At 73.3% G+C, this 19,063-nt stretch carries 15 protein-coding genes and 2 pseudogenes; 11 read left to right on the forward strand and 6 right to left on the reverse strand.

Translation table 11 applies throughout. The annotated features are described in order from the left end of the window. Positions 1-172 precede the first annotated feature (172 nt). The 3 genes from ACF068_RS06865 to ACF068_RS06875 all read right to left on the reverse strand — a co-directional run bounded on the left by ACF068_RS06865 (position 173) and on the right by ACF068_RS06875 (position 5,211). A complete protein-coding gene (locus ACF068_RS06865; RefSeq protein WP_392273094.1) occupies positions 173-2,557 on the reverse strand; it encodes a bifunctional serine/threonine-protein kinase/ABC transporter substrate-binding protein in 2,385 nt (794 codons plus the stop codon). Between the two features lie 125 nt (positions 2,558-2,682). Then, the gene (locus ACF068_RS06870) at positions 2,683-4,125 is read right to left on the reverse strand and encodes a hypothetical protein (RefSeq protein WP_392273095.1); all 1,443 of its coding nucleotides are present in this window, start codon (positions 4,123-4,125) and stop codon (positions 2,683-2,685) included. A gap of 45 nt (positions 4,126-4,170) precedes the next feature. Beyond that, positions 4,171-5,211, reverse strand: coding sequence for a VWA domain-containing protein (locus ACF068_RS06875; RefSeq protein ID WP_392273096.1), 1,041 nt, complete (start codon positions 5,209-5,211; stop codon positions 4,171-4,173). 245 nt (positions 5,212-5,456) lie between these two features. Here ACF068_RS06875 and ACF068_RS06880 point away from each other — a divergent pair, with 245 nt between their 5' ends. After that, entirely contained in the window at positions 5,457-6,239 is a 783-nt protein-coding gene (locus ACF068_RS06880; RefSeq protein ID WP_392273097.1) for a DUF899 family protein, read from the forward strand. Positions 6,240-6,476: 237 nt separating this feature from the next. Continuing rightward, positions 6,477-7,832 carry a phosphatidylserine/phosphatidylglycerophosphate/cardiolipin synthase family protein gene (locus ACF068_RS06885; protein WP_392273098.1) on the forward strand — a complete coding sequence of 452 codons (1,356 nt, stop codon included), beginning with the start codon at positions 6,477-6,479 and terminating at the stop codon, positions 7,830-7,832. A gap of 112 nt (positions 7,833-7,944) precedes the next feature. Here the strand turns inward: ACF068_RS06885 and ACF068_RS06890 are convergent, their stop codons facing one another. After that, positions 7,945-8,904: a hypothetical protein gene (locus ACF068_RS06890; RefSeq protein ID WP_392273099.1), complete on the reverse strand. Its 960-nt coding sequence runs from the start codon at positions 8,902-8,904 to the stop codon at positions 7,945-7,947. Between the two features lie 323 nt (positions 8,905-9,227). Between ACF068_RS06890 and ACF068_RS06895 the strand changes: the two genes are divergently transcribed. Further along, positions 9,228-10,973, forward strand: coding sequence for a SpoIIE family protein phosphatase (locus ACF068_RS06895; RefSeq protein ID WP_392273100.1), 1,746 nt, complete (start codon positions 9,228-9,230; stop codon positions 10,971-10,973). 34 nt (positions 10,974-11,007) lie between these two features. Here ACF068_RS06895 and ACF068_RS06900 read toward each other — a convergent pair whose 3' ends face one another. Continuing rightward, on the reverse strand, positions 11,008-11,535 hold the full coding sequence (locus ACF068_RS06900; protein ID WP_392273101.1) for a DUF1648 domain-containing protein: 528 nt from the start codon (positions 11,533-11,535) through the stop codon (positions 11,008-11,010). A 541-nt stretch (positions 11,536-12,076) separates the two neighbouring features. Here ACF068_RS06900 and ACF068_RS06905 point away from each other — a divergent pair. The 3 genes and pseudogenes from ACF068_RS06905 to ACF068_RS06915 form a co-directional block, all read left to right on the forward strand. Further along, a pseudogene (locus ACF068_RS06905) lies at positions 12,077-12,440 on the forward strand (cation:proton antiporter regulatory subunit); the annotation flags it as partial. Between the two features lie 5 nt (positions 12,441-12,445). Beyond that, the gene (locus ACF068_RS06910; RefSeq protein WP_392273288.1) at positions 12,446-12,682 is read left to right on the forward strand and encodes a hypothetical protein; all 237 of its coding nucleotides are present in this window, start codon (positions 12,446-12,448) and stop codon (positions 12,680-12,682) included. Beyond that, a pseudogene (locus ACF068_RS06915) lies at positions 12,661-13,848 on the forward strand (PP2C family protein-serine/threonine phosphatase); the annotation flags it as partial. The gene ACF068_RS06910 and the pseudogene ACF068_RS06915, both read left to right, overlap by 22 nt. 46 nt (positions 13,849-13,894) lie before the next feature. Here the strand turns inward: ACF068_RS06915 and ACF068_RS06920 are convergent. After that, positions 13,895-14,605, reverse strand: coding sequence for an HD domain-containing protein (locus tag ACF068_RS06920; protein ID WP_392273102.1), 711 nt, complete (start codon positions 14,603-14,605; stop codon positions 13,895-13,897). 80 nt (positions 14,606-14,685) lie between these two features. On the opposite strand from ACF068_RS06920, the gene ACF068_RS06925 reads away from it, so the two are divergent. The 5 genes from ACF068_RS06925 to ACF068_RS06945 all read left to right on the forward strand — a co-directional run bounded on the left by ACF068_RS06925 (position 14,686) and on the right by ACF068_RS06945 (position 18,960). After that, the gene (locus ACF068_RS06925) at positions 14,686-15,651 is read left to right on the forward strand and encodes a GlxA family transcriptional regulator (protein ID WP_392273103.1); all 966 of its coding nucleotides are present in this window, start codon (positions 14,686-14,688) and stop codon (positions 15,649-15,651) included. Positions 15,652-16,104: 453 nt separating this feature from the next. Beyond that, positions 16,105-16,212 (forward strand): keywimysin-related RiPP, encoded by a 108-nt coding sequence (locus tag ACF068_RS06930; RefSeq protein ID WP_110635242.1) that lies wholly within the window; start codon positions 16,105-16,107, stop codon positions 16,210-16,212. Positions 16,213-16,343: 131 nt separating this feature from the next. After that, complete coding sequence (locus ACF068_RS06935) at positions 16,344-18,215, forward strand: asparagine synthase-related protein (protein ID WP_392273104.1); 1,872 nt, start codon at positions 16,344-16,346, stop codon at positions 18,213-18,215. Further along, complete coding sequence (locus ACF068_RS06940; protein WP_392273105.1) at positions 18,212-18,469, forward strand: lasso peptide biosynthesis PqqD family chaperone; 258 nt, start codon at positions 18,212-18,214, stop codon at positions 18,467-18,469. Before ACF068_RS06935 ends, ACF068_RS06940 begins: the two co-directional genes overlap by 4 nt. Positions 18,470-18,543: 74 nt before the next feature. Further along, the gene (locus tag ACF068_RS06945; RefSeq protein ID WP_392273106.1) at positions 18,544-18,960 is read left to right on the forward strand and encodes a lasso peptide biosynthesis B2 protein; all 417 of its coding nucleotides are present in this window, start codon (positions 18,544-18,546) and stop codon (positions 18,958-18,960) included. Positions 18,961-19,063 lie beyond the last annotated feature (103 nt).

The following is a 19,063-nucleotide window of genomic DNA, read 5'->3' on the forward strand; positions in this document are numbered from 1 at the left end:
CCCTCGTCAACGGCGTCGTCCGGCCCGGCGGATCCTCGTCGCCCGGCCGGGGGAGTGGTGTCCGCTCCTGCCGCACCGGGTACCGCCCCGGCGCATCGGTGACGGAGCCGCCCCCCCGGTGGGCCCCACCCGGGGCCCCCACCCGGGCCCTCGCCCGGGCTGCGCGCCGCGGTCAGGGAGTGTGCGGGCCGCTCTTCACGCTCTTCCAGACGCCGCCCTCCACCGCGTGCACGGTGAGTCGGCGGTTCACCGTGTCGCCGTACGCGTCGAACGCCACCCGCCCGGTGACGCCGTCGAACGACACCTCCGCCACGGCCCGTGGCATCTTCGCCCGCGCGTCCGGGGGAAGGGTGCCGCCGTTGGCCGCCGCCACGGCCTTCACCGCCTCGATGACGGCCCAGGTCGCGTCGTACGCGTAGGCGCCGTACGCGCCGGGGTCCTCCGGGTAGCCGGCCGCCCGGTACTCGGAGAGGAAGCGGGGTCCGCCGGCCAGCTCCTCGGCGGGCGCGCCGATACCGGTGGCCAGGTCGCCCTCGGCCTTGGTGTTGGACCGGATGAACTGCGGGTCGAAGACGCCGTCGCCGCCCATCAGCGGGACGTTCACGCCCGCCTGCTTGAGCTGCTGGGAGAGCGGCGCCGCGGTGGTGTAGTACCCACCGAAGTACACGGCGTCGGCACCGGAGGCCCGGACCTTCGCGACGAGGGCGGAGAAGTCGCTCTTGCCGGGGCCGACGTGGTCCGCGCCGACGACCGTGCCACCGAGCTCGACGAACTCGCTCCTGAACCCGGTGGCGAGGCCCGTACCGTAGGAGGTCGTGTCGTCGACGACGAAGACCTTGGTCCTCCGCGCGTCGCCGTGGAGGTACCGGGCGGCGAACGGCCCCTGGTCCACGTCCGTGGCGACGGTGCGGAAGTAGGTGTCGTACGGGCGGGACGTACTCCCCCCGGCCCAGTCGGGGCCGCGCGTCAGGGCGGTGTCGGTGTTGGCAGGGGAGACGTTGACCAGGCCCGCCCGTTCGAGGGGCCCCACCATGGTCTGGGCGACCGCGGAGTTGAGCGGCCCGACGACGCCCACCACCTTGTCGTCGGCGATGAACCGGGCGGCGTTGTTCCGGCCCTCGGCGGGCACCGCCCGGTCGTCCAGCGCCTTGATCTCGAACGTCACTCCGGGGACGTGGCGGGTCCGGTTGGCGTTCCTGACGGCCAGGTCGGCGGAGTTCTTCACGCCGACGCCGAGGAAGGACAGGTCACCGCTGAGGGGCGCGTCCACCCCGATCACGACCCGGGTGGCGGCCGGGCCCGCGGCGCCTCCGGCCCCCTTGCCGCCGCCCGCGTCCGTGCCCCTGCCGCCGGCCGGCGCCCCTCCGGTGAGGTTCCAGGCCAGGATGCCGCCGGCGGCGACCGTGGCCAGGGCGACGGCCAGGACGGCGGACCGCCGGACGAGCGTGCGCCGCCGGGTACGGGCCCCTTCGTCCCGTCCGTCGTGGTCCGCCCCGCCGAGCGAGACCAGGTCGTCGTGCTGCGGCAGGGGGGTGGTGGGCGGCGTGGCCGGGAGGGTTGGCCGCTCCGGCGGGGGCGGGAGTTCGCCCTCCGGCTCTCCGGCCGGCCCGGGTACCGGTTCCGCCTTCGGGTCGGGCCGGGTGGGGGTCGGAGCCGTTTCCGTGGCCGCCTCCCCGAGGTCGGTCCGGGGGCCGGCCGTGCCGGTGCCGGGCTCCGCCGCCGGCCCCGGCAGGGTGCCGCGCAGCACCGAGGCCAGGAGCGCGGCGGCCTCGACGGCGCTCGCGCGCTGCTCCGGGTCCTTGGTCAGGAGCGCGTCCAGGACGGGGGCCAGCGGGCCGGCGTGGGTCGGTGGCCGGTGGGGGCGGGTGAAGACGGCGACGGCGAGGGCGTGGAGCCCGTCGGCGTCGAACGGCGGGCGCCCCTCGACGGCGTGGTAGAGGGTGGCGCCCAGGGCCCAGAGGTCGTTGGCCGGTGTGGGCCGCTTGCCCTCCAACTGCTCCGGCGGCATGTACTGCGGGGTGCCGATGACGGTCCCGCTGCGGCTGAGCCTGGTCGTGGCGTCCGACAGGTGGGCGATGCCGAAGTCGGTGAGGACCACCCGGTCCTTGGTCAGGAGCACGTTGTCCGGCTTGATGTCGCGGTGGACGATCCCCGCCTCGTGCGCCTCGGTCAGGGCGTCGAGCATGGCGGCGCCGATCTCGGCCACCCGTCGCACCGGCAGCCGGCCCTGCTCCCGGACAGCCGCGGCGAGGGACTGGCCCCGGATGAACTCCATGACGATGACAGGTGCGCCGTCGTGCTCCACGACGTCGTGGATGGTGATGATCCCGGGGTGGCTGAGCGTGACCGCCGCCCGGGCCTCGCCGGTGAAGCGCCGGAGCAGTGTGGCGCGTTCGCCGTCGTCCAGCCCGGGCGGGAAGAGGATCTCCTTGACGGCGACCTCGCGGCCGAAGAGCTGCCGGTCGACGCCCCGCCAGACCCGGCCCATGCCGCCCTGGCCGATCAGCTCGACCAACTGGTAGCGCCCGGCGATGACTGCGGAGTTCTCCTCGTTCACGCGCACACTCTAGGACCTGCCCAGCCGATCATGTGACGAGCCGGGGGCACCGGCCCACGGTCCCGCGGAGAGCCTCGGCAACGCCCCGAACGCCGGGGCGGCGGCGGGTCCCGTCCCTCAGCGCGTCAGGAAGCGGGCGGCCGGAGGGCCGCCACCGTCCACCTCGCCCGGGTCGACAGGGCACTCAGCGCCTTCGCCGCGTTCCCGCCGATCCTCTCCAGCAGGCGCTCGCCGTGGGCCATCGTCGTGCGGGCGAGGCCCACTTCGCCGGCCCCGGCGGCCGCGAGGGTCAGTTCCAGGTGCTCCTCGGTGACCCGGCGGCCGAGGCCCAGGCGGTAGCCCTCGGGGTAGGCGTCGAGCGCCTCCCGCGCCCGGTCCAGGGCCCGGGACGCCGCCGCGCGGTCCCCCGTGCGGCGTTCCAGACGGGCCAGTACGTACGCCTCGGAAGCCCGGTCCCGGGGCGTCTCCTGGAGAGAGAGGAGCCAGGACCGGGCGCGCGCCGCCTGGGCGTGGTCCCCCAGACGTTCCAGCGCCCGGCTCAACCGCCGCAGCCGGTCCGCGTCCGGGCCGGTGTCGTCCAGCAGCCGGACGAGAGCGGTCCTGGCGTGCTCGACGCGACCCTGCCGGTGCGCCAGGTCGGCCCAGACGAACGCGCTCTCCGCACGCTCCCGGTCCTCCGCGTGCTCCCGCTCCCGCGCACGGGCCCACGCCACCGCGCTCGCGGCGTCGGTGATCAGCCCGGCGGTGGCGGCACGCAACAGCGGTACGTCCTCGGGCCGGCCGTACGCGGCGACCAGCTCCGCGGCCAGCCACCGTTCCTCATGGCGCTCGGACCGTACGGCGTTCTCGCACTCCAGCAGGAACCGCAGCACCGGAAGGTCGCCGTCACGGCGGTCCTCGCACAGCGCGCGCAGCACCCCGGCGCGCAGTACCGGATCGGCGGCGGCCTCCTCCCGTGCGGCGCTGTCACCGCGGCGCATCCGCTCCAGCACCTCCCGCCCGGGGCCGAGGACGATGTCCCGCAACGGCTGCCGGTAGGACTCCTCCAGCCGGTACGCGCACAACTCCTCCGCGTTGAGCAGGAGGAAGTCCGGCTCGGTGCGCCGGGTGGCCGCCTCGGCCAGGGCGTGCAGTTCGGCGAGCGGGCGGTCCGGCAGCCCCAGCCCCCGGACCAGCGCCTCACGCTGCGCGTCCAGGTCCGGAGCGAACTCCTCTCGCGCCTCCGCGTCACCCCGGCGCACGGCGGCCCGCAGGCCCTCCTCGTCCAGGCCGGCCGTCACGTCCTCGCACCACCAGGGCAACCGGACCAGGATTTCGAGCGCCTCCGTCACCGAGTCGGCGAGCAGTGAGGCGTACCCGTCGGAGGAGGCGTGCAACACGGCCGTTCCCCCGCAGAGGAAGTACGTCCCGCCGGTGGCGTCACCGGCGATCGCCTCCAGGGACGCTCCGGACGCCAGGCGCACCTCTTCCACGTGATACGCCCGGTCGATGTCGAAGTCGAACGGGAAGGCGGCCTGTTCGGCGAGGTCCGGGCGGCTGCGCAACAGTTCCAGGGCTCGGTCGGTCATACGGAGCAACCCTAAGCGCAGCCCTGCCGGGAGCCGATGGGGGCCTCAGTTCATCAGCAGCAGCCGCGTGTTCGGCACGAGCTTGCGGTTGACGCTGGTGCTCTGCACGAAGATGGTGAAGTCGTCGTTGTGGTCGGGCCTGATGCGCACCTCCACGTCCGGCAGGCCGAGCAGGGCCCGGGCCTCGGGTCCCGCGTACACCCGGTCCGTCTTCTTCTCCAGCACCGCTATCCGCTTCCGCGCCTGGATCTTCTCCGACTTGCTCAGCTCGTAGAACGCACCACCGGTCCGGTAGGTGTGACCGCTCTCGACGACCCAGTCCCGGATTCCCGCGTCCCGTGTCACCGGGATCAGCTGGTACTCCGACGCCTTCACCGGCGTGAGGCCCGCCGCCTTGATCGTGTCCTTGTTGACCGCTTCGGCACCCGTCGAGAACACCGCGCGCGACCCGCGGATGCCCTTGGTGCGGCCCACCATGAACTTCTCGGTGGCCTGCTGGATGACCTGCCCGGCCTCCTCCAGGCCCTGCGTGCTCGTAGCGTCCCAGATGGCGATGTTGTCCTTCGGGAAGCCGCACTGCATGGCCTCGCGCTTGCCCATCTGGTCCGGCACGAGGACGGCGAGCGTCCAGTTGACCCCCTGCGTCTCGATCATCTCCGCCACGGCCGCGACCAGTTCACCCGCCTTCCTCGACGGGGCGTCCGGGCAGCGGTGACTCGCGTTCTCCTGCCCGTCGGTGAGAATGAACGTCAGGAAGCTGTGGTCGCCGTACAGTTGCGCCGTCTGCGCCAGCTCCCGCTGCGACTTCAGCGCGGCCGCCAGCAGGGCCGTCATCCCCCCGACCCGGTACAGCTCCTTCAACGACGGCATCCGCAGCACGTCCTTGTCGTAGATGACGCAGTCCACCGTGTCCGCGAAGACGTACACCGTGACGCGGGTCTCCTGGTCCAGCTCCCTGGACCGGCGGGCGAGGTAGGCGATCTGCTGGTCGGCGACCTCGACGACCTTGCGGCTCAGGCCCGACATGGACGAACTGGCATCCAGCACGAGAGCAACGTGGTTGATGTAGTTCTGGGTTCCGGACATGACATCCCCCTGGTTTCCGGCGTTCCGAATCGATGGATCCACCGTCTCACCCACCACTGACAATCGACCGTGGACAGCGGTCGCGGGCCTCGCCGGACACCGAGCCCACCCTCTCCCGTCCCGCCTCCTCCGTCCCCACCCCCACCCCGCGTCCCGATGAGTTCCGGCCGGGCGGCGCGTCCAACGGGTGGGCGTCGCGGAACGTGGTACGACGCTGCCCGGTACGAGACACCACGGAGGACACCATGACGACCGCCCCCGACGACCCGTCCGCCCCGCCGCCCGGCCGCCCGCCCGTGGTCGACCTCGCCACCTGGCAGGCCGCCCGTGACGAGCTGCTGGTCCGGGAGAAGGCCCACACCCACGAGGGGGACGCCATCGCGGCGGCCCGTCGCCGGCTGCCGATGGTGGAGCTGGACGGGACGGTCGAGGTCGTCGGTCCCGACGGCCCGGTCCGGTTCCTGGACCTGTTCCAGGGGCGCGACGAGCTCGTCGTCTACCAGCACATGTGGTACGACGGAGCACCCCACCAGGGGCAGTGCGAAGGCTGCACCACCACGGTCTGGCACCTCAAGGACGCCGTCTACCTCAACGCCCGCGGCGTCTCGTTCGCCGTCCTGACCACGGGCCCCTGGGACGAGGTGGCCCCGTACGTCGCGTTCATGGGCTACACCCAGCCCTGGTACTCCGTGCGCGGCGTCGACGCGCCGATCGGCGGCGAGATGGGCCACCTCGTCTGCTTCCTGCGCGACGGCGACCGCGTGTTCCTCACCTACTCCACCACGGGCCGTGGCAACGAGCGGGTGAACGGGTCCCTCGGCCTGCTCGACATGACCCCCTACGGACGCGGCGAGGCCTGGGAGGACAACCCCGACGGCCGGCCCCGGGGTCACGAGCCGTGCTGGTCCTGGCGGACGGACGCGGACGGCAACGCCACCTGGGGCCCGACCAGCCGCCCCGTACCGCAATGGACCCGTCCCGGTGCCGCGCCCGTGCGCACGCTCGGCCGCCACGGCCACCACCACTGACGCACCGTCGGGCGACGGTGCGCGTGCGCGACGCGCGGGCCGTGCGCGTGCGGGCCGTTGCGCGTGCGGGCCGTGTGCGGGCCGGGAGAACCGGGGAAGGGCAGGACGTGCTGCGTACGCAAGGCCCCCTGAGCAGGGCATTCCTGGTTCGCCGAAGGTTTCCCCAAGGCCGGGGCGCCACGGTGCTGTCACGGTCGGCTTCCGCAGCCGACGAAAACCGCCCGACAGGGAGTCCTCATGCGACGCATACGCATCTCGGCGTCGGCCTTGGCCATGACGGTCGTCGCGGCCACCCTCACCGTGTCCGGTGCCGCGGCCGTGACCTCCGGAGCCGGGCCGGCCCCGGCCCCGGCGCCGGCGCCGGCCGCGGCACCGGCCCCGGTGGCGCCGGCGGCCCCCGTGGTCCCCATCTCGCCCTCGGAAGTCCGCGATTACGCCTGGTTCAACACCAAGGCCGAGAGCCAGGACATGCACGCCGGGGTCTCCGGCCATGTACGCCGCCTCATCGACGCCGCGCCGCCCGGCGCGACCCTTTCCCTGACCCTCTACTTCTTCAACCGGCAGGAGGTCCTCGACGCCCTCCGCGGCGCCGCCGCCCGGGGAGTGCGTGTACGCATCGTCATCAACGGCAGCCAGGTCCACGACGGCGACGCCTACTACAAGGCGCTCAAAGCCACCCCGTCGATCAAGGTGGTGGAGTGCGGTCGGAGGCGTTCCGACGGACAGTCCACCCGCGGCTGCATGAGCGACCGCTCCGGGGCGTCGCCGCTGCGCAACCCGCCTCTCATGCACAACAAGTTCATGACGATATCCAGCGTGCGCCTGGCTGGAGGGGGAACGGCCAGGAACGTCCTCTACGTCTCCTCCGCGAACCTCGACCACTACACCGCGTACGAGAACGCCCTCACCGTCAGTCATGCCGGCCTGTACGCGGACTACCTGACCTATTTCAACGCCCTGATGCGCCACGGCGCCTCGGGAGACGTCGACGACGACTACGGCAGGACCGCCAAGGCGGGCGCGCACCGTGTCCTCACCTTCCCGAGGAAAGAGGCCGCCGGGGGCCGGCCGGGCGGCGGGAGCAACGACCCGATCGTCGACATCCTGACCCGTACCCCGTGCGCGTCCACCGGACGGACGCGCATCGACCTGGCCAACTTCCGCATCCAGCGGACCGCCGTCGTCAAGGCGCTCAAGGACGCCCGCGAGCGGGGCTGCCGCGTCAGGATCGTCACCGGTGCCGTCTCGGGCGCACCGCACGACGCGGGTCCGCCGATGCGGGCGCTGGTCGACCTGGCACGGGCCATGCCCGTGCACCTCTGCGGCTACACCCCCGGCGGGGGGATCCCGATGCACGAGAAGTTCATGATCGTGCGTCAGGGCGCGAGGTCGACGCTCTACGTGGGCAGCCACAACCTCACCTACCGGGCGCTGCGCCAGAACGACGAGAACATCCTGGCGCTGCGCGACCACGCTCTCGGCGGACCGTTCCAGCAGAGGTTCGAGTCGCACTACCGCACGTGTCTGCCGTGGAAGCCCCGGCCGAACGTCACCACGACGACCAACGCCGCCGACCACGAGGACACCGACTGAACCACCCGGGGGAACACATCGGCGCCGGCCTGGCACGGGGGTCCAGGCCGGCGCCGAGCCACGGTCGCGGCCCCGCCCCGGGACCACCGGGCCACCCACCCCACGCCCGGCCCTACGGATCACCGCCGGTCCGGCCCTCGGACGGCAACGCCTCGGGGAGCGTCCGCGCACCCCCGGCCCCCGGCCCGTCCATGTGGTCGGCGGCCCGGTAGTGGTACGCGTCGGCCCACCAGTCGTCGTCCACCCCGTGCCCGGCCGTCCCGTCGCCGGCCTCGCCCCCGTCACCGCCCTCGTGGACGATCCGGTCGCCCCCACGCCACCCGCCGTGGTCGTCGAGGCTCCGCCGGACGAGGTCCCGCCGCCGCTCGTCCAGTGCGGCGAGAGCCGGATGCGACGCGGCGCGGATCCGGTCGCCCAGCGGGTCGCCGTACGCCGTGCGGGCGCGGACCGCCTTTCCGGCGCGGTCGGTGAGACACAGTGCCGCCAGGCCCACCGCGGCCACCGCGGCGGCCGCCCATTCCAGAACGCCCCGCGGGCGGGCCGCGAACAACAGCGCGGCCGCCAGGACCCAGAACTGCATGAGGAGCAGCACGCCGACGCAGGCGCAGCAGGCCCGGAGCTGTCCCCCCTCGTGGTCGGGCAGACGCGGGATCTCGGGAAGCATGGCGTCGCGTGCGCGGCGGTACGCGCTCCGCCGCGCGCCGTACTCCTCGTCGTACCGGTCGATCCAGCCGATGGGCACCGGCTCGGGGCCGTGCCGCCGCAGGGCGTCCAGCAGGGCGGCGGGCAACGGGTGGCCGGGCGCCCGTTCCGCGTCGCGGCCCGCCTCGGTCAGGCGCACCGCCCCTTCCCCGTCGATGTCCAGGTAACCGCCGAGGAGCAGCTCGGCGGCCGCCGCCCCGGTCGCCCCGTCCGCGATCGCGGCGGCATGGTACGGCTCCAGCTCCGCACCGGCGACCAGCGCGAGCGCGGCACGCCGGATCCGCGCCCGCCGATGCCAACGGAGGCCGATGGCCCCGTACACGACGGTGACCACGGCGCACACGGACGCGGCGACGACGAGGTGGAGCACGCGCCGACGCTACGTGGACGGGCCACGTTCCCGCACCGGATTTCCGCCTCCCCGGGGGCGCGCTCGCACGACGTTCCGGGAACAGCCGCCGATCGGTGACACCACCGTGTCCGATCAGCGAAAGGCTGCTTACATGGGGGCCAGCGAGAACGCCACCCGGCGTCGGCCGTGGGAAGGCCGCTCGAAGGCCGAGCGGCCGGGTCCGGCACGTGCCCGCTCCACGAGCTTCCGTCGGCTCCATGCATGCGGCTCCGACGACAGGGCATCGAATCTGGCATATGCGCGATGGAGCGGTCGAGACACGAGGGATCGAGGTACGTGCGATGGGCGGTTCCTCCAGATCGCCGAAGGCGGGCGAAGGGCGTCAGGGGTTGCAGCGTCTGTTGGGTGACGCGCTGGACCGCCTGGGCCTCGGCGCGTACGCCGTGGACGCCGACGGGTTCATCGCGGCGGTCAACGCGCAGGCGGAGGTCCTGCTCGGGCGCACCGCGGACGAACTGCTCGGGCAGGACGCGCACGACCTGCTGCACCGGGACGCCCGCGGGATGGGTATGCCCCGGAGCCAGTGCTCGATGATGGAGGCCTTCATCGCCGGCCGGGCACGGCAGGAGGACCTGGGCTACTTCGAGCGCGGGGACGGGTCACTGCTGGCGATGTCCTGGCTGGTCGCCCCGCTGCGGCTCACCGCGGGGCAGACGGGCGGACTGGTGACGTTCCACGAGTACGATCCGGCCGGCGCGCACCTGCCCGCGCCGGCCATCGAGGCGGGGCTGCTCCCGGAGCTGGAGCGGCTGGCCCTGCTGGCCGAGACCACCACACAGCTCACCGCCACCCTGGACGTGGAAGAGGCACTGGACCGGCTGGTGCGCCTGGTGGTCCCGCTGCTGGCGGAATGGGCCGTCATCGACCTGATCACCGACCGCGACGAGGTGTGGCGCACGGTCGTCGCCTGCGCCAAGGACGGTTCGGTCGTACGCCGGGATGATTTGGAGGGGGCCATGCCGCCGGTGCCCCCGGCCTCGCCGATGCCGTTGTCCCGGGCCCTGCGGGGCGCCGGCGCCACGGTGGCGACGCCCCAGACGTACCAGGGACCACCGGACTCGGGCATAGCGGTGGAGCAGCGCAACCTGTTCGACGCCACCGGCATCCACTCGGCCGTCATCGCTCCCATCCGGGGACTGCGGGAGGTTCTCGGAGCCCTCACCCTCGGGAGATCCGAGCGGCCGGAGACGTTCACCACGGCCGACATCCCACTGGTCGAGGACATCACCCGCCGTGCCGGGCTCGCGCTCGACAACGCCCGTCTCTACCAGCGCCAGCGCAAGGTCGCCGAGACCATGCAGCGGCACCTGCTGCCGCAGATGCCCCGCACGCCAGGCCTCCAGATGACCGCTCGCTACCTGCCCGCACCCCACGCCTCCCAGGTCGGCGGCGACTGGTACGACGCCTTCCACCTGCCCGACCGGTCCCTCGCCCTCGTCATCGGCGACGTCGTGGGGCACGATCTGGACGCCGCGGCCGGCATGGCCCAGCTCCGCAACATCCTCCGCGCCTACGCGTGGTCCCAGCAGGAGCCGCCCGGCGTCATCGTCAGCCGCTTCGACCGGGCGCTGCCGCACATCGCGGAGGTCGCCATGGCCACCCTGGTGCTCGGCAAGCTGGAAGCCGGGACGGACGGCCAGTGGCACCTCGAGTGGACGAACGCCGGACACCCGCCGCCGCTCCTGGTCACGGGCGACGGGCAGGCCCGGTACCTCACCGACGGCCATGGACTGCTGCTGGGGACCGAGGCCCGTATCGCCCGGAACAACGCCACCTGCGTGCTGCCGCCGCTGTCCACCCTGGTGCTCTACACCGACGGTCTGATCGAATCCCCGCGGCACCCCCTCGACCACGGCATGGAACGGCTGCGCCGGCACGCCGCGTCCCTGGCCCACCGGTCACCGGAATCCTTCATCGACCTGCTCATGGAGCGGACCCGCCCCGTCGACAACGACGACGACGTGGCCGTACTCGTGATCCGCATCCCGGCGCGGGACCAGCCCACCGACGGGCCGGTCGGCAGGTAGCCGCCCGGCGGGACCGGACGCCGATGACGCCGGTTCATCGTTTCCGGCCGGTCAGGGCCGCCGCCACCGTCAGCACCGTCCCCACGAGGAGCGGCCCGAGCGCGGCGGGCGGGAGCCACACCGGGGGCTCCTGCCCGGGCGCGGTGTGCCACAGCGCCGCGCAGCCGGCGAGGAACGAGAGGCCGATGCAGGCGTTGAGCACCAGGAGGGCCCGCGCCATGCGGCGGGCCGAGGCGCGACTGCCCGGGCGATGGGGTGGCGAAGGAGGAAGTCCGCCCGCGAACGGCCCCGCGCCCACGGGCAATTCGTCACGGGGCGTAATGCGCAGCGTCATTTCCGCACAAGCGGCCATCACCACCGTGACCCCGGCGTAAATGAGGACCGGCGTAAAGGCGCTGCCGAACGACCGTTCCGCCCAGGCGTCCACGCCGTCGATGCCGATGTGCCCGGGGATCAGGTCCGGCAGCCGCGGATAGCGGATCGCCCCCCACACCACCAGCGTGGCGAGCAGCGCGACGCTGGGGAGGAACCACCGTCGGAGACCGGGGGACAGGAGAAGCATGAGCATGATCGTCGACGGTCGCCACGGAATTGCCAAGACGGAACCCGGCCAAGCGGGGGTGTTTTTCGGGCGCCCCGCTTCGCATCCATTCATGAGGCATTCATGTGATGAGTGGTCATGTGGCCTGCGCTAGGCTTCTTTGCCAAGCCATTACGCTTCCTTGGGGTGCGGGGTGCTCATTCGGCGTTTGCCCGGACAGGTCGTCCGGCGGGGCGCCCCGCCGCGGCCGCGGGGGAGCGCGCCCGGCCGACCGCTCGACCCGACCGATCGGCCCCGACCGGATCGACCGATCGACCCCGACCGGATCGACCGAGCGATCCGGCCGATCCGCCGCCCGTCCTGGTGGACGACGAGGGAGAGGTGACGGCCGGCTTCGGTCTCCAGGTCGTGGCGGGTACCGACGCCGGGCAGGACGGTGGTGCGCGTGTGGGTCGTGGGATCCATGGCGTACTCCGTGGCGAGGTGGTGGAGGCGCGCGGGGTTCGCGCCGCTCCTGGGGTGCCGATCGATGGGGTCGATCGGTCGGCCGGCCGCGTCGACCCTCGCCTTCCATGACCCCGCCGACGACGACAGCTGCCGGGACTCGGCGACACTCGCGCCGCACGAGGCATCCGCCCTGGGCGCGCTGCTGACGCCCGACCCGGTCGCGCACCTGCGGCCCCCTGGAAATCGACCTCGTCACCGAGCACATCGAGGTCACCGCACGCTCGCCGTACGCGGACCGCACCCTGGGCTCGACCCGGGCCCGCACGCGCACCGGAGCGTCCGTCGTCGCCGTACTGCGCCGCACCGCCGCCGTCCCGTCCCCCGCCCCCGACCTCCGCCTCGCGATCGGCGACACCCTCGTCGTCGTCGGCACCCGCGAAGGCGTCGACGCCGTCGCCGGACTGATCACCGGAGGATAGAGGCCGTGCACGACACCACCGCCATGCTCATCGAGCTCGGGGCCGTCATCCTCGCCCTGGGCATCCTGGGCATCCTGGGCATCCTGGGACGCCTCGCCGGACGCGTCGGCTTCTCGCCCATACCCCTCTACCTGCTCGCCGGCCTGGCCTTCGGCCGCGGCGGTCCCTGGACGAGGTGCTCAGCGCCACCGTGCGCCGTACCGGGGCCTTGGCCGGGGGCGTCCACCTGGCGGCCGCCCTGAGCCAGACGGTCACCGTGGCCGACGTGACCAGTGTGGTCGCCGACCAGATCCTGCCCGCCTTCGGAGCCCAGGGCATGGTCCTCTGCGCCGCCGATGCCGGACGCCTGAAGATCATCGGGTACCGGGACTACGACCCGCGCACCATCGCCCGTCTCGACGGCCTGCCCCTGGACACCGACCTCACCCCCGCCGGGCACGTCCTGCGCAGCGGCTTCCCCGCCTTCTTCGCCGACCCCGACCACATGACCCGGGAACACCCTCGCGCCCCCGCGCTGAGCGGCAAGCAGGCCTGGGCCTTCCTGCCCCTGCTGGTGTCCGACCGCCGCGTCGGCTGCTGCATCCTGTCCTACGACCGGCCGCACCCCTTCAGCGCGAGCGACCGTGCCGTCCTCGTCTCGCTCGCCGGCCTGATGGCCCAGTCGATGGACCGCGCCCTGCTGTACGACGCCAAACACGACCTCGCCCACGGTCTGCAACAGGCCCTGCTGCCGGTGACCCTGCCCCACGTCCCCGCCCTCGACGTCGTGGCGCGGTACCTGCCGGCCGCGCACGGCATGGAGGTCGGCGGCGACTTCTACGACCTGATCCGCCTCGGCGACACCACCGTCGCCGCGGTCATCGGAGACGTACAGGGCCACAACATCTCCGCCGCCGCGATCATGGGCCAGGTCCGCACCGCCGTCCACGCCACCGCCGGCGCGGCGCCCGGTGACGTCCTGGCCCGTACCAGCCGCGTCCTGCTGGACCTCGAGACCGACCTGTTCGTCTCCTGCCTCTACGTCCACATCGACCTCGCCGCCCGGCGGCTCCACCTCGCCAGCGCGGGGCACCCTCCTCCGCTCCTCCGCACCTCCGCGCCCGCCCCGGACACCCGTGTCCTGGAGGTGGACCCGGGCCCCGTCCTCGGCATCGGCCTCGGCATCGAGGCCGGCTATCCCGTCACCACGGCACCCTTCCCCGCCGGGGCACTCCTCGCCCTCTACACCGACGGGCTCGTGGAGTCCCCCGGCACCGACATCACGCGCTCCATCACCGACCTCGCCCGGCACCTCACCCGGAGCGGCCACCAGCCGCTCGACGAGCTGGCCGACGGCCTCGTCCGCCTCGCCCACCCCCACGGCGCCTACACCGACGACATCGCCCTGCTGCTCCTGCGCAGCCGGTGACCCGGCCCCCCGGCGAGCCCCGCTCCGGGTGCGGCCGTCGCGTCCGTCAGTCCGGAACCGGGAGGGCGCACAGGTCCTCCAGTCCCGGGAAGGGGGTGTCCGGCCGGAGCCGGCGGTACGCGATGTCGACGAACGACAGCGGTACCCACTTCGACGGGCGCTCGTCGATCTGGTGCACCACCGCTTCGAGGATGCGGTCGCGCAAGTCCAGCCACGGGAAAGCCGCTCGGGCGGCGTCGAGCACCGCCCGGTCCACTTCCTCCGCTCCGAAACCGAAGACGTCGGCGCCGATGCCGAGGTGCGCCAGGGCGACGACCGGCTGCTTGTGGACCGCGATCCCGCCGGAGGTGTGCAGCGCCACCGCGTCCCAGATCAGGTCGACGGCGGTGTCGGGCAGGCCGTGCTCCCGGGCGAACCGGGCGGCCCGGAAGGCGCCGTCCACCTCGAACCGGTGGGGACCGCCGCCCTCTTCGGTCAGACCGATGTCGTGCAGCACCGTCGCCAGGAAGAGGGTCTCGTCGTCGTAGTCGGTCCCCGCGACCAGGTTCCTCACGGTGGCGATGCTGCGGGCGTAGAAGTAGCTGCGGACACAGTGGTTGAGCAGGTAGGCGGGGGAGTGCTCGGCGGTGAAGGCGACCGCGGCCTCCGTGGCCGCCGTCCGCGGCCACGTCCCGATCTCCTCCGGAAGGGTGTCGAGCGGGTTCACCGTTCCGCCCTCCCGCGCCCGACCGCCATGGATACCGATCGTGTTCCGCACGATCCACCTTCCCTTCGCATCCGCTCATCGAGGTGATGGGGACACGCTAGGAGCGACCGCACCCGCCGTACGATGGCCGAGTGGACGTGATTCCCAAGGATCTGGCCAAGGTCGCGCTGGTGGTCCAGCGCGGCTTCGTTCCGCTGGACGTCGCCGTCCCGCAGCAGGTGTTCGGTCGCTGGCCGGACCACCTCACCGCCTCCCGGCCCGGCGGCAACCCCTACGAACTGACCCTGGTGGCCCCCGCTTCCGCGGACGGGCCTTGGGTACCCCGCGAGGCCGCGGCGCTGGACCGGCTGGAGACGGCCGGCACCGTGATCGTGGCCGGTGTGGAGGACCCGAGCGCCCCCGTGGACGCGGATCTCGTCGAGGGGCTCCGGGACGCGTACCACCGGGGCAGCCGCATGGTGTCGATCTGCACGGGCGCGTTCGCGCTGGCGGCGGCCGGGATCCTGGACGGCCGGAGCGTCACCACCCACTGGCACTGGGCGGGACTGCTGCGGGAGCGGCACCCCTCGGTGACGGTTCGTGAGGCGGAACTGTACGTCGAGGACACCGGCGTCTTCACGTCGGCGGGCGTTCTCGCCGGGACGGACCTGTGCCTGCACCTGTTGCGGCTCGACCACGGCCAGGTCGTCGCCAACGCGATGGCCAGGTTCCTGGTCAGCCCGCCGCACCGGGAAGGCGGACAGGCCCAGTTCATCGAGCACCTTCCGCCGGCCGGCGACCCGGACATGGCCGCCGTGACCGCCTGGATACTGGAGCACCTCGACGAACCGCTCAGTCTGGAGACCGTCAGCCGGCACAGCCATATGAGCACCAGGACACTGCGCCGCCGGTTCCGGGCCGTGACCGGCACGAGCGTCATGCACTGGGTGGCCGTGCAGCGGGTGGCCCGGGCCCGGGTCCTCCTCGAAACCACTCGCCTCGGTGTCGACGAGATCGCGCACCGCTGCGGCTTCGGCTCCGCGGAGTCGCTGCGGGTGCACTTCTCCGCGCAGACACGGACGAGCCCGTCGGCGTACCGCCGTACCTTCGCCGGCTGAGCGTCCCCCGGGGCGCGGCCCCCGGCGGGCAACCCCGGCAACCCCGCGTTCCTGGCCAGCGCGCCGCCGAATGGCCCGAACTCGTGGGGGTGCGCCAGTGCCTGACACGGTGTCACCGCAGGTCGGGGGAGTGGTGTCGAGGGCGGCGCCGCTCGCGTGCCGATGCCGGTCGGCTCGAATCGGCACCCGCCGACCGTGAAGGGCAAGGCACGTACCCCACCGGGCCCGAAGTATGACCGACCGGTCGAGGGCGGACCCGAAAAGGGGGGAGAAAGGCGGGGATGGCGGCGGCGGGGCCGCGTCGAGGCAGGCCGGTCTCCGCCGTTGCCGGAGGGGACGGCGCCCACCTAGCTTGGGGCACTGCGCCGACGGAGGGGCGGGGAAACCGGCCCGTGCCGCCGGCCGGCGAGAAGCACGTCAGTCCTGCTCATCTCACGACGAAGGGATACGACGATGGCCTACGAGCGTCCCACCCTCACCAAGGTCGGCGACTTCCAGAAGGTGACCGGTCTGGCCGGCACCGGCAGCCCCGACCTGCTGGGCGGTCACAGCCTGCTGTGACACCGGCCGCCCCGGCGGTGTTGTTGACATGTACATGAAATAGCGGGCCGCCGGGTCCGGAGGGTGGGCGGCGCACACGCGCCGCCCACGCTCCGAAAGCCGTCGGCACCATCGACCAGGAGGGGCTGCCCATGACGACCGGCACGTCGTTCCCCGCGAAGGCCGACTGGTTCGTGGTCCTCCCGGACACCGATGCCGTCGCGGCCCTGGCCGCCCGGGTCCGCCCCGGCGCGGTGCGGCAGATCCACCACGCCTCGGGCCGACCCTGGCTCCTGGGACGCTGGCCGTCCCACGGCCTCACCACGGCGGCCTGCGGACGGACCCGCCTGTGCGTGCTGGGACAGCACGCGGTGACGGAACAGGACGCCCTGCGAGCCGCCCGTACCGGCTCCGTCGAGGCCGCCGAACACCTCGCCCGCACCTGGCCGGGCAGTCACCACCTGCTCGTCAGTTCCGGTGGTACGACCCTGGCCCGAGGCACCGTCAGCGGCGTACGCGCCCTGTTCACCGCCACCGCCCCCGGCACCGGCGGCGCGGGCGTCGCGGCCGACCGCGCCGACGTCCTGGCCGACCTGCTCGACGCGGACCTCGACGAGCGCCGGCTCGCCGTCCACCTGCTCAGCCCGGGCATCCTGCACCCGCTGACGGCGCACACGGTCTGGCGGGGCGTGGACGTCGTGCCCGGCGACCACCGACTGACCCTGGACGCCCACGGCCGCGCCCGCGTCAGCCGGTGCTGGTCCCCACCGCCCGCCGACCTGCCCCTCGCCGAGGGCGCCCGGCTGGTCCGCGACAGGCTGGCCGACGCGGTCGCCGTACGCGTCACCGGCGGGGAATCCGTCAGCGCCGATCTGGGCGGCGTCGACTCCACCGCGGTGGTGTGCACGGCCGCCCGTACGGGCACCAAGATCACCGCGTACACGGCCGCGATCCACGACGTCATGGGCGACGACGTCACCTACGCCCGGCGCACGGCGGAGGCCCTGGACACGCTGGAACACCTGGTCGTGCCCGCGACCGCCGTGCCCCTGACCTTCGACCGCGTGGACGCACTCGACGACGCCCTCGACACACCGTCGCCGTACGCCGTCAACCGGCACCGGCGCATGTACATCATCGAGCGGGCCGCCGAACGCGGTACCACCGTCCACCTCAGCGGCATGGGCGGGGACGAACTGTTCAGCGGCGCCGCCGCCCACGTGCACGGCCTGCTGCGCCGGCACCCCGCCGCCGGATGGCGGCACGCCCGCGGCTTCGTCTCCCGGCACCGGTGGTCCCGCCGGGAGGCGGTGCGGCAACTGCTCGACGGCCGTTCCTACGGGGCGTGGCTCCAGCAGGTGGCCGACGACCTCACCCTGCCCCAACCGCCCCTGTCCGTACCCCTGTTCACCTGGGGCATCCCGCCACGGCTGCCCCCCTGGGCCACCGGCGACGCGGTCGGGGCGGTACGGGACCTGGTACGCGAGCAGGCAGCGGAGGCCCAGCCGCTCGGCACCGGGCACGGTGCCCACCGGGAGCTGGCCACGATCCGCACGCTCGCCCGCTTCGCCCGGCACGTACAGCAGATGTCCGAACCGCTGGGCATCACCTTCGCCGCCCCCTACTACGACGACCTCCTCATCGAGGCGGCCCTCGCCGTCCGCCCCGAGGAGCGGGTGACGCCCTGGCGGTACAAACCACTGCTCGAACACGCCATGCGCGGTGTCGTCCCCGACACCAGCCGCCATCGCACCACCAAGGCCCACGCGGCCTTCGAGGAGGAAACCGGGCTGCGCCGCCACCGGTCGTCCCTGCTCGCCCTGTGGGAGCACTCCCGCCTGAGCGACCTGGGGCTGATCGACGCGGAGGTCGTACGCGACTGGTGCCGCCGGCCGCTCGCCGCCGACCTGGAGAGCGCGCTGCTGCACGCCACCGTCGGCTGCGAGACCTGGCTGCGCTCCCGGGAACGATCCACCTGCCCGGCGGACCGGGCACCCACCGACACAGGAGACGTTCCGGCATGACGATGACCCTGCGCCCCGACGTGGTGACGGCCGAGACCGAGTACGGGATGGCCCTGCTCGACCAGAGCAGCGGCGAGTACTACACCCTCAACCCCACCGCGGCCCTCATCGTGCGTGCCCTCCTGGACGGCACCACGACCGACCAGGCCGTGACGGTACTCACGGAGAAGTACGACGTGAGCGCCCAGGAGGTCGAGGAGGACATCACCCGCATCCTCCAGGAACTGCGTGCCGCCCGACTGCTGACCGACTGAACCCACGATCCGCTGGTGCGGTGCCTTGCCCCCAGCCGGACACCCACGGTCCGCGGCAACCCGGAGGGAAATCCGTGTCCACCTCGCAAGTCGTCCCGCACGATCCCCGGTCGGTCCCCCTCGGGCCGAGACTGGTCACCCGGCTGGTCGTCATCTGCGCCCACGTGCTCGCCCGCCGGCCACCGGCCCGCATCCGCGCGGTCCTGCGGCGGCTGCGCAAGGGCGCGCGCCCCGCCACCCTCGCCGAGGCGGCCAAGGCCCGCGAGACCGTCCTGGCCGTCAGCCTGGCCGCCGGGGGGCAACAGGGCTGCCTCGCCCGCTCCCTGGCCACCGTGCTGCTGTGCCGACTGCGGGGCCGGTGGCCGACCTGGTGCGTCGGAGTACGCACCCAACCCCCCTTCGCCGCACACGCGTGGGTGGAGGCCGAGGGGGTGCTCGTCGGCGAGGGTGCGCCGGCGGACTACTTCCAGCGGTTCTTCACCGTGGACTGACCGTGGCCGCACCCCCGTCCGCGCGGCAGCCCGCGCAGCCCCCGGTGCCCCGGCGAGCCCTCCGCCGGCTCCCGGCGGCCGCTCCACCCGCGCGAACACCGGC

The organism is Streptomyces sp. NPDC016309, from assembly GCF_043077235.1.
In the GTDB taxonomy this organism is placed as follows: Bacteria; Actinomycetota; Actinomycetes; order Streptomycetales; family Streptomycetaceae; genus Streptomyces.